This is a genomic window from Margalitia sp. FSL K6-0131 (assembly GCF_038008735.1).
Classification (GTDB): Bacteria; Bacillota; Bacilli; order Bacillales; family Bacillaceae_C; genus Margalitia; species Margalitia shackletonii.
Window position 1 is genome coordinate 596,790 of record NZ_JBBOZS010000001.1, and the last position, 13,903, is coordinate 610,692.

The window sequence follows — 13,903 nt, forward strand, 5'->3', positions numbered from 1 at the left end:
CATGGACGTCATTCATGTTTTGACCTCATCGAAAAACTATCCTGTTTATTTAGGCAGTGACATCCTCGAGAATTTAAAGGATCATTTAACCGGATATTCAAAGCTATGGATCGTCACCAATACGGATTTGAAGGAACGGCATTTAGACACAATTACGAACCATCTTCCTAATATTGAAACCCATATTTATATAGCACCCAATGGTGAAAAGGCGAAAACATTTGAGATTTATCAAGATTGTATTTCATTTGGAATGAATCATGGGATGGACCGTCATTCGGTTGTTTTAGCTTTTGGCGGCGGGGCCATTGGCGATTTAGCAGGGTTTGTAGCCGCCTCTTATATGAGGGGAATTGCCTTTATACAGATTCCTACCACCATTTTAGCCCATGACAGTGCGGTCGGAGGCAAGGTAGGGATTAATCATCCACTGGGAAAAAATATGGTTGGCGCCTTTAAGCAGCCTGAACTAGTTATCTATGATACTCAATTTTTAGCAACATTATCAATTCGAGAGAAAAGAAGTGGGTTTGCGGAAATCATTAAGCATGCCTTCATTTCAGATCCACAATTTTTACAAGAATTGATGAACGAAACAAAATCTCTCGAAGATCTAGCCGCAATTCCTTTACAAAAATTTTTGAAAAAAGGCATTGAAACCAAGGCAAATATCGTGAAACAGGATGAAACGGAAAACGATATTCGCGCCTATTTAAATTTCGGTCATACACTTGGCCATGCCTTGGAAGCGGCAGCGGGATTTGGAGAATTAACTCATGGTGAAGCTGTTATGATGGGAATCGTTTATGCTTTGAACCTAAGTAAGCAAATCTATCCATTTGCTTTCCCTTATGAAAGCTTTATCAGTTGGCTAGAGGGATTGGGGTATAGGTGGAAAATTCCTGCAAATTGTACATTTGAGTCCATTCTGGAATGGATGGTTCGAGATAAAAAATCTGTTGGAAATGAACCTGTATTTGTTTTGCTGCAGGATATAGGAAGACCCATTAGGCAAAAAGTTAATCAGGAGTTACTCCGAAAGACTTTATTAGATTTACAAGATAAGAAGAAGGAGTGAATTCAAAATGAAATGGAAAGAACAAATGCATCAACTGCATGCATATCAACCCGGTAAATCAGTTGCTGAGGTGAAGACTCATAATACGCAAAACCCAATTATCAAATTAGCTTCAAATGAGAATCCATATGGCCATTCATTGAAAGTAGATAAGGCGTTAAAAGAATTTGGGGGCTCATTAAATATTTACCCAGATGGAAAAGCTAGCAAACTAAGAGCGGAGACCGCTTCCCTTTTAGAGGTCGACCCAAATCAATTAATTTTTACAAACGGAACGGATGAATTAATCCAAATTATTTCGAGGGCTTTAATACAACCTGGGAAAAATACGGTAATGGCCGCCCCTACTTTTTCTCAGTATAAGCATAATGCAGTGCTCGAAGGTGGGGAGGTTCGGGAAATTCCATTAGTAGATGGGCTGCATGATTTAGACAGAATGCTTTTAGCCATCGATAGGAATACAACGGTGGTCTGGGTATGTAACCCTAATAATCCAACAGGGACGTATATCGCTAGCGATGAACTTTCGACATTTTTGAGGAAAGTTCCAAATGACGTGTTTGTAGTACTAGATGAGGCTTATTTTGAATATGTCGAACAGCCAGGTAACACGATTGAATTGCTTAAGGATTTCTCTAACGTAATGATTACGAGAACCTTTTCGAAAATTTATGGACTCGCCAGTTTGCGAGTGGGATATGGGATCTCATCAGTCAACATTATTCAAAAATTAGAAGCGGCCCGTCCTCCTTTTAATACAAATGTCCTTGGCCAAATGGCTGCTGCAGCGGCAATAAGCGATCAAGAATTTGTAAAGGAATGCTTTCGAAAAAATGCTGATGAGAGGGAGAAATATTATGCTTTTTGCTTAGACAATGGGCTAAAAGTTTATCCCTCAGAGGGGAACTTTGTATTAATAGATTTTAAATGGGATGGAGACGAGGTTTCACAGTTTTTATTGGAACAGGGGCTAATCGTACGTTCAGGTAAACAACTAGGGTTTCCGACATGTGTGCGCGTTACGATTGGTTTAGCGGAACAAAATGAAAGAGTCAGAGATGCAATAAAGGAATTTATAAAAGAACGCTCATTGAATGGTAAGCAATGATGGAGGTCTAATCATGAAAGGAAATGTACTGATTGTAGGGTTAGGATTAATCGGTGGATCACTTGCCCTTACAATAAAAAAACAGCATCCAAATGCAAAAATTTATGGTTTGGATATAAATCAACATGAGATGGAAAAAGCAATGGACCTAAATATTATTGACGAAAAAGTCGATTCTTTACAGCAGGGAGCAGAACTCGCCGACTTAATCATTTTGTCGACACCTGTATTAGAACTGAGGAAAATAATGAAACAACTATCAAGCATGACATTAAAAGACAATGTCATTATTACAGATACAGGCAGTACAAAAGGGGAGATAATGGAGGCTGCTAATGAAGTGTTTAATGGAAAAGCAACCTTTATTGGCGGGCACCCTGTAGCAGGCTCACATAAAACCGGAGTAGAAAATGCCAACTTACATTTATTTGATGGTGCTTATTATATTCTTACTCCTGCCCCTGAAATCAGTAATAAGAGAATAAGTGAATTAAAGAGTTGGTTAAGTGGCACCAATGCACATCTCCATATTCTCGACAAAGATGAGCATGATTACATTGTAGGAATGATTAGTCATCTACCTCATTTAATTGCAGGAGTATTGGTGAACCAAGCAAAAAAACATGCTGCCAAAGAACCCCTTATTCGTCAAATGGCAGCTGGAGGATTTCGTGATATAACAAGAATTGCCTCCAGTAATCCAGGCATTTGGAGCGATATTGTTATGGATAATCGCCGTAATTTACTAGAGTTAATGGAGGATTGGATGAACGAAATTCGTCATTTAACGACTGTTTTACAGGCTGGTGATGAACGGGCGATCCATCATTTTTTTGAAGGGGCAAAAGAATACCGTGATTCTTTACCAAGCCATGTTTAATGGTTGCTGAATGAATTCAGTGAAAGTGATAGAAGGAGTGAAACTAGTGACATTACAAGCAGTGAGGAAAACAGAAAATGGTTTTAATGGAACGATAGCTGTACCTGGGGATAAATCGATTTCCCATCGAGCTATAATGCTAGGTGGAATTGCGAAAGGAAAAACGGTGGTGAAAGGATTTTTGCCAGGTGAAGATTGCTTGAGTACGATTGCATGTCTAAGACAGCTTGGGGTAAACATTTTGCAGGAAGGGGATTACGTAGAAATTGATGGGAAAGGTGTGGAGCAATTACGAGAACCTGAAGCTGTGCTTGAGGTTGGAAATTCAGGAACAACCATCCGACTTTTATCGGGTTTGTTGGCAGGTCTGCCCTTATATGCTTGCCTGCAAGGGGATTCTTCCATTGCGAAAAGACCGATGAATCGAATTGTTGAACCATTACGGTTAATGGGTACAAAAATGGATGGACGTCAAGATGGCAAGTATACTCCGCTCACCATTAATGGAGGAGGCTTACATTCTATTGATTATGCAATGCCAATTGCCAGTGCACAAGTTAAATCGGCGATTCTACTTGCGGGGCTTCATGCCACAGGAACGACATCTGTTACGGAGCTTCAAGTCTCAAGAGATCATACTGAACGTATGCTCGAGGCATTTGGTGTAACGGTACATCGAAATGGAAAAAAAGTATCTATTGCTGGGAAACAGAGTCTAACTGCTACAACCATCAATGTACCAGGAGATATTTCATCTGCAGCATTTTTCTTAGCAGCAGGTTCTATCATTCCTAATAGTAATATTACTATTCAAGGAGTTGGGGTAAATCAAACTAGAACGGGGATCATCGATGTATTAGAGAGGATGGGGGCATCCATAACAGTAACAGGGGAGGATGAACAATCCTTCGAGCCATTTGCCGATTTAAAAGTTATCTCTGCCCCTTTAAAAGCAACGGAAATCGCAGGTGAATTGATTCCAAGATTAATCGATGAAATTCCGATTATCGCTCTGGCCGCTACCCAGGCGGAAGGAACGACCATTATTAAGGATGCTGGAGAATTAAAGGTGAAAGAAACCAATCGCATCGATACTGTAGCCAAGGAATTAAATAAAATGGGTGCGCATATTGAAACAACTGCAGATGGGTTAATTATTCATGGTAAAACCCCATTAAAAGGAGCGCACGTAAACAGCCATGGAGATCACCGTATCGGGATGATGCTCGCCATTGCAGGTTGTCTTGCAGATGGAGAAACACTTATAGAAAATAGTGAAGCCATTAAGGTGTCCTATCCAACTTTTTTTGAAACGTTAAGGACGCTTTGTGAGCTGAATTAGAGGTGTTAGTAGGCAGGATCTTCTTTTTTGAATAAAGGGCAGGGTAATTCAATAAAAGTCATCATTATTTTATTTAAGATATTCTCCGGGAATAACCACATTCATTATTTATGCTTTGACTTTTAGTAAGAACTATTTTACGTTATTTTACCTGATTCCGTTTTTAAAGGTTAAGTTTTAAGGAAACTTAACCTATTTTAGCGACTGTTGACTGCCAGATTTTTAGATGTGGTCTAAAGATTGCCGGGTTTGAAAAGATTATACTTATGGGAAGAATAAGCATAATCTCTCTTGTAAACCTTCTAAAACTTCTTTTGGCACTTCCCTAACCTTGATATCCCCACCTAAGAAAAGTAGCCAATTTGTCATTTCTGTCAATTCTTCGGGCTTATAAACATTGATAAAAGTCTTTAAAATGGCTGTCGTTTGGAAAGGATTCGTATAGGAAATGGAAACTTTTAAAGGATGGTATTTTTTGAACTGGGCAATTGCTTTCGGACCAAGTTCAAGGACAAGGTTGCTTACTTCCTCCTGTTTACTCATCTTTTCTAAAATCTTTTTCTTACTTAATCTTTTTTTCGTCGGGTAGGGTTTGACCTCTGTGAGATTATCGACAGAAAAAATTTGCTGCTTTTCTTCCTTTAAGTCAAAGCCTTCAATCAGCCACACGCTTTTTTCACGATAAAGGTGCAAGAGATAAATTGGATAAGACTTTATTACCCCCTCTTCTTCGATGGTAATCAATAAATAGCGGTCCAAAAGAAGGATTTGGATCAGTTTTTCTAACATGGGATGGGGGAGGTCTGACAGATCAAGGAGGTCGGGATTATTGGGGTTAGTCCCTTCAAAAAGCAAGGTTTGATTTAAAAGTACAAGGTCATCTTGCTGGTTCTCTGAGATGAGACCCAGTAATTTTTCAGCCAAAGAATGACGACTCTTTAGATAAGGAAGTTGTTGATTTCTTGTTGCCATAAAGGCAATAAAAAGAGCTTTGACCTCATTATCAGTAAAGCGAACTTCGGGCAAGACAGAGTTGTGCATGACAAAATAACCACCATCCCTACCAACTTCAGCGACAAGTGGCATTCCCATGGCTTCAACTTCTCTGATATCTCTAATAGCTGTCGAACGAGAGATGTTAAATTCTCGCATGATTTCAGATATTGTAAAGTGGGAGCGGTTATTGATATAACGCATGATGACATTAATTCGTTCAACTTTTTTCATTAGGACTCCTAAACAGTATCACTTTTTGACATGATTTAAGGTTATTATATAACTATCAAGTGAAGAAGAAAAGTTCATTTGATAAATTAAAAAGAAGAGGAAGGTTTTGAATATGACAAATTATACTCTTGAAGAAAAAGACAGTTTTACCGTTTTAGGTATTGGTACGGAGATTAAGAGCCATTACACAGACTTTGCAGGCATAAACAAGGAAAAGGCAGATTTCTGGCAGACTGTCAGCCAAGATGGAACGCTTGACACTTTAAAGGCCGTAGCAACAAATGACTACATTTTTGCCGTGAACGAAGCGGTGAATAACAAGATGATGCATTATGCTGGTGTCATGACAGAGGAAACATTACCAGAAGCATCAAGAATTATCGAATTTCCTAAGGGGGAATACCTAGTTGTGAAAGGGGAAGGGAACACGGCGGATGAGTTGAGTAATAAGCTTGCTGGCATTGCCTTTGGTCAAGTCTTGCCGGAAGCAAAGGATTTTGCCTATGTTGGCGGGCCAAATACAACGGTGGAGATGGGTCAGAGAAACGGTGTAGTATTTGGTGAAATGTGGATTCCTGTTGTGAGGAAATAATATGATAAAAGGAGAGACGGAATTGTCCTATATTGTTGATTTTAAAAATGTGTCTACGGTTGGTTTAGAGTCTTCACCTGTAGCAGAAGCGCTTGCTGGTTTACGAGCTAATGAAGCCCGTTACTTTATGAACAAATACAAGCATGAATTTACGATTGTACCAGCTAGCGAGTCGAGCGAGACCCTTGATTATGTGAACCGAATTTTGAAAGAAGAACGTGATATTGAGTTTGCGGCCAAACCTTTAGAAACGTCGCGTTTTCAAGTAGAAAATATCCAATTTTCCTACGTTATTTATGAGGATGGCCTTGTGCTCAACGTCATGTATACGGTTGATGACCCTAAGAAGCGGGCCGTAGGTTTTAAGCTTTCTGAGGGGATGGAGGTACCAAAGGAGTTAGAAGGGAAGTTTAAGTTCGCTAGACAGAAGTCAAAACTAGCTGGAACCATTCGGGGATCGTTTTTCGTAATTAAAGGAGAGTATTAAAGCCTAAGTGAAGGAATCAAGCATTTTTTGTATCAGATTATCCTTTTTCATCATTGAAATTAGTGAAAGCTATTTTCTCGCTTGGTAAAAAATAGCTTTCACTAGCTTGCAAACACAATGGATGCAGACATTTTTCTTGGTAATTTCTACTTTGCTAATAGGCGTTCAGAGGAAAAAAGAGACATATATATATAAAGATCGATAATATGTAATATAGTTTGATAAAAATCATCTTACTTCTAGATTTTTTAGAGGTAAGATGATTTTTTATTGGGTATTATTTAAAAAGTAGAGTGGAAGATAGTCAATGACGGTCTTTTTTAGAGTCCTTTCAAAAAGGTGTGTTAATAATTTTTAGGGTGTAAGTAAAACCGCCTTATTACAGGCGGATACTTACCTCTTACCCTAATTGTGATTGTAGTAATCTTAATACGAAGCTAGTTCCTATTTAAAGTAGTGCTGTACAATTGACATAAAAAATTTAGACTCAAAATTCAACAATTGAATTTATCATAATAGGTTAACCATCTACAAATTAGTCAATCCTTAATGCTTCAATATTCAGCTCAATCTTTACTTCATTTCCAACAATTAATCCACCAGATTCCAAGGGTGAGTTAAATGCCAGGCCAAATTCATTGCGATCGATATAGGCTATTGAATGAAATCCGGCACGGTTTCGGCCGCGAGGATCTTTGTTTACTCCTCTAAAAGTAGTTTGAAATGTGACGGGCTTTGTAACTCCATGTACAGTTAGATTTCCCGTCATTTCATATTGTTGTTCACTAACTAAAGAGCAACCGGTGCTTTGAAATGTAATACTAGGATACTTTGCAACATCAAAGAAATCAACGCTTTTCAGATGTTCATCGCGCTGTGGTTGACGAGTTGTGATGCTGTTTGAATCGATGGATGCTTGAACAACTGTTGATGTTAAGTTATCGGGGTCAAAACTTATGTTTGCTTGAAAGTCTCCGAAGAATCCTTTGATTCTATTAATCATTAAATGTGTCACCGAAAATTCGATGGAGCTGTGATCCGGATCAACTGCCCAATTTACTGTACTCATAATTAGATATCGCTCCTTTAATTAAATTTGAGAGAGAGATCACCCTATCTAATGCGGTGTGATATTCCCACTCCAATTTTTATTGAGTGGATGGCAGAAACCTTGCCATTCGTTAAGCCACTCTTAACTCTGACTATACAAAAACGCTACTGACAACGATATGTCAGTAGCGTTTTAATGTTTTTTCTGCTTCCTCACGAATTCGATTTCGGAATGATTCAGGCTCTAAAACAATCACTTCTGCTCCCCATCCAAGCACCCATTGCAGCACTTCCTCCAGCTGATGAACACGTAAGACCACTAGTAAGCCATCTTGATGTTCTTCCATTTCTTCCACGTATGCATTGTTCGATTCCTTCACCTTATCTGCTATGTCATAGTTAAATAGAAGGCGAACTTGCAAGCTCCGATCGTCCGGAGGTGTGTACTCTCTTAAGCTAAAATGGACTGGCAGTTCAAATTGGCTTTCCAGAACAGTAAGCTCTGTCATACGGGATAAGTGAAAATGGCGAATGTCTTGGCGCAAATCACAGTGGGCTACAAGCATCCATGATCCTTGAATGAGAACCAGTCCATAGGGAGCAACTGTACGAACACTATGGCGATTTTTTTCAGCATCTGCAAATCTTTTTACATAATGAAAGTTGATCTTTCGCTTGTCTAATATCGCTCGACGGATCTTTTCGAGATATTCCCTTTCTTTTGATACCGTGACCCGTTTATCAGAAGCGAGCAAGCGCATAGCCTTGCGCACACGAGTTGTTTCATTGCGAACGCTCTCAGGTAGAATGGCTTCGATTTTCCTATGAGCATCTTGAGCCCTAATGCGATAATGATCATCAAATCGTTCTTCGATAAAGTCAGTTCCAATGAGTAAGGTCACGGCTTCTTCTACTGTGAAACTAATGGGTGGCAGGAAATAACCTTCCATCAAGGAATAACCTATCCCGGTAGATCCTACGATTGGTACGCCCGCTTCACTGAGTGCCTGAATGTCACGGTAAATGGTACGCACGCTGGTTTCAAATTGGTTTGCCAAATCTTGCGCCCGTACTATTTCTTTGCCTTGCAACTCTAATACAATAGCTAACAAACGGTCTGTCTTATTCATTGTCTACCTCCTTTGAAACCAAAATTGTAATGGAGACTCAAGAACTCAGGTTCTGTTTAATACAATAAGAATATTACATCATAAATATATTAATTTATAAACACAAGCCGCTCTCGACAAAGGAGTGGCTAGAAACGTTTATGTAGTTTAACCTTACTTAGATCAAGTGTATGAAATTTACATTTTGGGATGAAGTACAGTCTGTGGTAGATTAAGGGGAATTTGCTTCATGAGCTACAATGGCAACTTAGTAAAAGAAGGATTAATTTTGAATTTTGGAGAATAAAATTCCTTAAGGGATAATTTAGGGGGTAAATTGGTGTATAAAGGAGACGAACAAGAGAAACGACAAAACCAAGAGAATAAAAAAAATCCAATGGGTAATTTAGGGGATTCTATAAACCGTTCAAAGGTTGGTGACATAGGGGCTTTAGCCAGAGGTGGCTGTCTAACAAAGATTATCACAGTCGTTATTATTATTGGTGGATTGTTTATCCTTTCACGATGTTCTAATTAAGCTAACGTGGCATTTTAGTTGAACAATCGTCATAGCTTTTTTACAACAATCGGGCCAGATTCGAAATAACGCATTGCGCTAATGATGGGGATTTGACATAATAATTACTAGTTAAAAGGCAGGAATTTACGGGGGTGTGATCATGAATCCAATTCTTCTTGATATACCGGAACAGTTTGAAACCGAACGACTTTTATTGCGGGTGCCTCAGGTTGGCGATGGAGCCATGGTTAACGAGGCAATAAGAGAGTCTTATGAGTTTCTGAATGAGTGGATATGGTCTGACCATATTCCAGATATCGAAGAGACTGAAGTAGGTGCTCGTAAACATCGAGCGAATTTCTTTTTGCGTGACGCATTTCCTTTTTACATACTAGATAAAGTTTCCGGAGAGTTCATTGGTTCTTGCAGTCTAGTAAGGATAGATTGGCATGTAGGCCGCTTTGAAATCAGTTACTGGATTAGGCAATCTGCTTCTAGACACGGGTATATGAGTGAAGCCGTGGACGGATTGACACAATTTGCTTTTGAAAATCTTCAAGCCAATCGCATCGAAATACGGTGTGACTCTAGAAATAGTGCCAGTCGTAGGGTTGCAGAGCGTTGTGGGTATCACTTGGAAGCAATACTTATAAACAATTTCAAAGATCCAGCTGGTGACCTCAGAGATGATTGCATCTACACAAAGGTACGCTTGAAGAATGGTTCATTCGGTTACCCAACGTTACCAAGCAAATGAGTAAATAGGCCGTTTATAAGAACTCTAGGGACGATTTACAATATCGCTGCAACAGACGTTGTAAAACGAATCTTAAGTAAATGGGCGCTTTTCTTTAATAAGAAGGCGTCTTTTTTATATACTCCTATACTAAAGATGTTGAAAATTTTCACTTAAACTAATTATTTTAATGAGATGGTGTTAATACGGCGATAAATGACAATCCACGTGATTGCAAATAATATAGTCAGTAATATAGCTACTGTGTACAGACCTGCTTCAGGTACCATTGTGCCAATCATCACACCCATCAATCCACCCATTGTACCTGAAACAACACCATCTAATACTGCAATTCCATCTTTAAATGGAGAACAAATTATTACACTAATTAAAACTCCCACAATAAAACCGATAATATAAGCTGCATTTTGTTGAGTGTTAAACATAGCACCCAAAATGGTACAAATAGTAATAGTAGAACTCATCCCCAAAGACATCGTTATAGAATGTATAAGACTGCTGTGCTGTTCTATTAATTGACTTAACAGATTTTGATGTTCCCATAGTGTATTTAATATATGTAAGACTAATAGGATGGTAATAACTAAAATGCTTATAGCAAAGATCCATGATATGCTTGAAGTACTCATCATCATATGACCCATTTCATGTTGCAAATAATTTTCCTCCTCTGGACATTATAGTTATAGTGTTTAATCCATTCCTTTTGTAATTGTTGATCTCCCTAAAATATCTATTCCTTAAAATGAAAAATATCCCTTTAGCCTAAATAAATCACTTATCTTTCTAACTAACCTTTTTAGAGTGGAAAAGTATCTGTTTTAAAATATATTTAAAGACTAGTAGTGTCAGTCCAATTTCTTATGAAGAAAGAGGACTGACCTTTTTTATTTGATTGGAGATATCTTTATGCATAGTCATTTTTTGACGCTAGTTTCGTGACAAAAAGTGTTATAACCTTAGTTGAAAGCGCTTTTTTGAATTTCTATACTAGAATCAGAGTTTAGGAAGGGCAGGTGAATACAGGTGAAATTGGATCAGCGATGTATTGAAATTATAGATATTTTGCTTTTGCAGGATGGTTTTATGAATATCGCAAAAATTGCGGAACATGTGGAAACGAGTGAACGTAACGTTCGTTATAGTTTGAGCAAGATTGATTTATTTATGGAAGAAAATCAACTAGCCCCATTAACAAGGCATCCGCGCAAAGGAATATTTCTTGTTGAAAAGAATCGAATCCGACCAATCTTAGCAACTTTTAAACAACGAATGACACCAAAAAAATATCAGTATTCACCAGACGAAGTCCAAAATTTTTTAAAGCTGAAATTGTTAATTTCAGATGTGCCCATTCCAACTTCCTATTTTGAAGAGGTCCTTTTTATTTCACGAACGTCAGTATTAAATCATCTAAGGGCTATTGAGGGGGATATTTTTCTAGAAAACTTATATTTAGCACATAAGAAGCGAAAGGGGCACTATATTTCCGGAGAGATCCTTTCAAAATGCATTATTTTTGCTAAAACCCTGATCCGGAGTATTAATATTAGGGAATTTTATAATTTTATTGAAGATGACAGAATCGTTTCAAAACGCGGAGAACTGTTTTTTTATAATCTTTTTGAATATGAGCATTTGCAAAAGGCTGTAGAAATCAGTCATCGGATGGAAACTAATTTAAATCACGGTCTGGATGATCAATCATATCTGACGCTATTAACCTTACTATTTAAAATTCTTACAGAAGAACAAGGAGAATTTGAGAGTACTTTAGGTACGTTATCCCATATTGATCCTAAATACAAAGACAGCTTAAGGACTCTTCTAAATAGTGTTAAACAACTAGATAGCCAGAAACAAGCAGAAGAAATTGAAGTATTTACAAAAGAACTTTGCAGAAAAATGGGGGAAGCATACCAAGTGGATTTTCTGCAGGGGCATAGTAAATTTTTTGAACAAATTAAAAAGCATGTTGCATTTATGGTAAAGCGGTTGCAGGAAAATGTAATGATTGAAAACCCGATTTTTGACCAATTTATGAAGGCTGATCATGAAATATTTCTTGTAACATCAAAATTTTGCCAAGAATTGGAACCGTTAATTAAAGTTACCGTTACAAATCAAGAAGTCTCTTTTCTAGCCATCTATTTTTCGTCCGAACTACAACGGTATAAAACAAAGCAAAAGAAAAAACCTTCCATTCTGATTGTTTGTGTGGAAGGAACCGCTGTAGCAAGCATGATAGGTGCGCAGATTAAAAGAATGTTTGAATTTGAAAGAATCGAGACTACCCCACTAAGGCGTTTAAATAAGGAAATGATAGAAAAATATGATTATGTGCTGAGCACAGTGAATATCCCAGATATTAGTTCAGAGAAGATCTTGCGCATCAATAGTTATCTTCATATGGACGACATTGAATTACTTCAGAAGCATATACAAATGAAGATGATTGTACAGCCAACTCAGCCGTTAAATAAATTTAGCAAAATAATACAGATAATGATGGATAATGGTCATATTACAAATTTGAGCAAGCTGGAATCTGATTTGCTAGAAGTTCTTACTAATGATTCATATGAAAATCGGAAGGAAGAGGTGCCGGATTTTATTTTTTCTTCAGAAACCATTGTTTATGGAGAAAAGGCAAATACCTGGCGTCAGGCTATTGCGCTTGGGACAAACAACCTGCTTTCGATGAATTGTATAGAATCAAGATATTATGAAAATATCATTAAGAGCATCACGAAGTATGGTCCCTATATGACTGTTGCTCCTGGAGTAGTTTTGGCACACGCAGGTCCTGATGATGGCGTATTAAAAGACAGTTTAGCAGTAACGGTTTTGAACAAAGGGGTTTCTTTTTATGATCGATACAATATTCCAGTACAGGTAATCTTTACAATGGCATTTCATTCAAAGGGAACGCATCTCTTAGTGGAACGGCTGGCTCAATTAGCACTAAATTCGGACAAGGTTCGATTACTTACAGAAGCAAGTTCAAAAGAGGAAATCTATCAGCTTGTTAAAGCAACCATTATATAAAAGGAGAACAAGGATGAACACAGAGCAAATTTCTTTCAAAATTATTTCATTAGCCGGAGATGCTTTCGCGAAGCTGATTGAAGCTTTACGAATGGCGAAAAAAGGTGAGCTTCAACAAGTAGAAACATTAATTAACGAGGCAAAAGAACAAGTAAATGAGGCTCATAATGTACAGACTGACTTAATTGTAAAAGAGGCTCAAGGAGAGAAAGCAGAGTTCTCTGTTTTACTTATTCATGCTCAAGATACTTTAATGAATACGATTTTAACGATGACATTAGTAGAAGAAATGATTGGCATGTATATGGATTTAAAAAAACAAATAGAAAATAAGGGGGAATAAAACATGAATTTTGATAAATTGTATATTTTGTTGGTTTGTAATTTAGGTGCTTCGACTGGAGTTATGGTTACAAAAATGAAAGAGGTCGCATCGAAAAGCGAGAAATTAAAAAAAGTAGATATCCGAATTGAAGCACATCCTGCGGGAGAATTAAGAGAATATATTGAAGACTTTGATGTCATTATGGTGGGGCCGCAAATTAAACATAAATTTGCGGAGCTGAAAAAGCTAGCAGATGAAGCTGGTAAACCAATTCAAATTATCGATACTCAAGATTATGGAATGGTGAACGGTGGGAATATTTTGAAAGATGCTATTATCATGAAAATGCAGTCTACTGCAAAATAGGAGGATGTCTA

At 37.8% G+C, this 13,903-nt stretch carries 15 protein-coding genes; 11 read left to right on the forward strand and 4 right to left on the reverse strand.

The annotated features are described in order from the left end of the window. Nucleotide 1 precedes the first annotated feature (1 nt). Genes aroB through aroA form a run of 4 tightly spaced genes read left to right on the forward strand, consistent with a single transcriptional unit; the run spans nt 2 to nt 4,408 of the window. The gene (aroB, locus tag NSQ59_RS03045) at nt 2–1,078 is read left to right on the forward strand and encodes a 3-dehydroquinate synthase (RefSeq protein ID WP_055738199.1); all 1,077 of its coding nucleotides are present in this window, start codon (nt 2–4) and stop codon (nt 1,076–1,078) included. 7 nt (nt 1,079–1,085) lie between these two features. Beyond that, the gene (hisC, locus tag NSQ59_RS03050; protein WP_055738200.1) at nt 1,086–2,186 is read left to right on the forward strand and encodes a histidinol-phosphate transaminase; all 1,101 of its coding nucleotides are present in this window, start codon (nt 1,086–1,088) and stop codon (nt 2,184–2,186) included. A 13-nt stretch (nt 2,187–2,199) separates the two neighbouring features. Next, nucleotides 2,200–3,066, forward strand: a complete 867-nt coding sequence (locus NSQ59_RS03055; RefSeq protein ID WP_055738201.1) for a prephenate dehydrogenase — start codon at nt 2,200–2,202, stop codon at nt 3,064–3,066. Nucleotides 3,067–3,112: 46 nt separating this feature from the next. Continuing rightward, on the forward strand, nt 3,113–4,408 hold the full coding sequence (gene aroA, locus NSQ59_RS03060; RefSeq protein WP_437177096.1) for a 3-phosphoshikimate 1-carboxyvinyltransferase: 1,296 nt from the start codon (nt 3,113–3,115) through the stop codon (nt 4,406–4,408). 264 nt (nt 4,409–4,672) lie between these two features. On the opposite strand, the gene NSQ59_RS03065 is transcribed toward aroA, so the two are convergent. Then, a complete protein-coding gene (locus tag NSQ59_RS03065) occupies nt 4,673–5,635 on the reverse strand; it encodes a helix-turn-helix transcriptional regulator (protein WP_055738202.1) in 963 nt (320 codons plus the stop codon). Between the two features lie 112 nt (nt 5,636–5,747). On the opposite strand from NSQ59_RS03065, the gene NSQ59_RS03070 reads away from it, so the two are divergent. Both NSQ59_RS03070 and NSQ59_RS03075 read left to right on the forward strand, forming a co-directional pair. Continuing rightward, entirely contained in the window at nt 5,748–6,227 is a 480-nt protein-coding gene (locus tag NSQ59_RS03070) for a GyrI-like domain-containing protein (protein ID WP_055738203.1), read from the forward strand. A 22-nt stretch (nt 6,228–6,249) separates the two neighbouring features. Further along, entirely contained in the window at nt 6,250–6,714 is a 465-nt protein-coding gene (locus tag NSQ59_RS03075; RefSeq protein WP_055741105.1) for a hypothetical protein, read from the forward strand. 535 nt (nt 6,715–7,249) lie between these two features. On the opposite strand, the gene NSQ59_RS03080 is transcribed toward NSQ59_RS03075, so the two are convergent. Together NSQ59_RS03080 and NSQ59_RS03085 are read right to left on the reverse strand one after the other, a co-directional pair. Further along, the gene (locus NSQ59_RS03080; protein ID WP_340829112.1) at nt 7,250–7,783 is read right to left on the reverse strand and encodes a YceI family protein; all 534 of its coding nucleotides are present in this window, start codon (nt 7,781–7,783) and stop codon (nt 7,250–7,252) included. A gap of 163 nt (nt 7,784–7,946) precedes the next feature. After that, on the reverse strand, nt 7,947–8,894 hold the full coding sequence (locus NSQ59_RS03085) for a helix-turn-helix transcriptional regulator (RefSeq protein WP_055738205.1): 948 nt from the start codon (nt 8,892–8,894) through the stop codon (nt 7,947–7,949). Nucleotides 8,895–9,213: 319 nt separating this feature from the next. On the opposite strand from NSQ59_RS03085, the gene NSQ59_RS03090 reads away from it, so the two are divergent. Together NSQ59_RS03090 and NSQ59_RS03095 are read left to right on the forward strand one after the other, a co-directional pair. Then, nucleotides 9,214–9,411, forward strand: a complete 198-nt coding sequence (locus NSQ59_RS03090; protein WP_055738206.1) for a DUF6366 family protein — start codon at nt 9,214–9,216, stop codon at nt 9,409–9,411. Nucleotides 9,412–9,553: 142 nt separating this feature from the next. Further along, entirely contained in the window at nt 9,554–10,150 is a 597-nt protein-coding gene (locus NSQ59_RS03095) for a GNAT family N-acetyltransferase (protein WP_055738207.1), read from the forward strand. A 161-nt stretch (nt 10,151–10,311) separates the two neighbouring features. Here the strand turns inward: NSQ59_RS03095 and NSQ59_RS03100 are convergent, their stop codons facing one another. Continuing rightward, the gene (locus NSQ59_RS03100; protein ID WP_235950767.1) at nt 10,312–10,782 is read right to left on the reverse strand and encodes a hypothetical protein; all 471 of its coding nucleotides are present in this window, start codon (nt 10,780–10,782) and stop codon (nt 10,312–10,314) included. 397 nt (nt 10,783–11,179) lie between these two features. Here NSQ59_RS03100 and NSQ59_RS03105 point away from each other — a divergent pair, with 397 nt between their 5' ends. The 3 genes from NSQ59_RS03105 to NSQ59_RS03115 are packed head-to-tail and all read left to right on the forward strand — an operon-like array spanning nt 11,180 to nt 13,892. After that, on the forward strand, nt 11,180–13,201 hold the full coding sequence (locus NSQ59_RS03105) for a BglG family transcription antiterminator (protein WP_055738209.1): 2,022 nt from the start codon (nt 11,180–11,182) through the stop codon (nt 13,199–13,201). A gap of 13 nt (nt 13,202–13,214) precedes the next feature. Continuing rightward, complete coding sequence (locus tag NSQ59_RS03110; RefSeq protein ID WP_055738210.1) at nt 13,215–13,544, forward strand: PTS lactose/cellobiose transporter subunit IIA; 330 nt, start codon at nt 13,215–13,217, stop codon at nt 13,542–13,544. Between the two features lie 3 nt (nt 13,545–13,547). Beyond that, nucleotides 13,548–13,892 (forward strand): PTS sugar transporter subunit IIB, encoded by a 345-nt coding sequence (locus NSQ59_RS03115; protein ID WP_055738211.1) that lies wholly within the window; start codon nt 13,548–13,550, stop codon nt 13,890–13,892. Nucleotides 13,893–13,903: the final 11 nt, after the last annotated feature.

Coding starts and splice junctions, on each gene's coding strand:
- NSQ59_RS03070 (WP_055738203.1), top strand. CDS start 5,748: ATGACAAATTATACTCTTGAAGAAAAAGACAGTTTTACCGTTTTAGGT.
- NSQ59_RS03055 (WP_055738201.1), top strand. CDS start 2,200: ATGAAAGGAAATGTACTGATTGTAGGGTTAGGATTAATCGGTGGATCA.
- NSQ59_RS03100 (WP_235950767.1), bottom strand. CDS start 10,782: ATGAGTACTTCAAGCATATCATGGATCTTTGCTATAAGCATTTTAGTT.
- NSQ59_RS03065 (WP_055738202.1), bottom strand. CDS start 5,635: ATGAAAAAAGTTGAACGAATTAATGTCATCATGCGTTATATCAATAAC.
- NSQ59_RS03080 (WP_340829112.1), bottom strand. CDS start 7,783: ATGAGTACAGTAAATTGGGCAGTTGATCCGGATCACAGCTCCATCGAA.
- hisC (WP_055738200.1), top strand. CDS start 1,086: ATGAAATGGAAAGAACAAATGCATCAACTGCATGCATATCAACCCGGT.
- NSQ59_RS03115 (WP_055738211.1), top strand. CDS start 13,548: ATGAATTTTGATAAATTGTATATTTTGTTGGTTTGTAATTTAGGTGCT.
- NSQ59_RS03095 (WP_055738207.1), top strand. CDS start 9,554: ATGAATCCAATTCTTCTTGATATACCGGAACAGTTTGAAACCGAACGA.
- NSQ59_RS03085 (WP_055738205.1), bottom strand. CDS start 8,894: ATGAATAAGACAGACCGTTTGTTAGCTATTGTATTAGAGTTGCAAGGC.
- aroB (WP_055738199.1), top strand. CDS start 2: ATGGACGTCATTCATGTTTTGACCTCATCGAAAAACTATCCTGTTTAT.
- NSQ59_RS03110 (WP_055738210.1), top strand. CDS start 13,215: ATGAACACAGAGCAAATTTCTTTCAAAATTATTTCATTAGCCGGAGAT.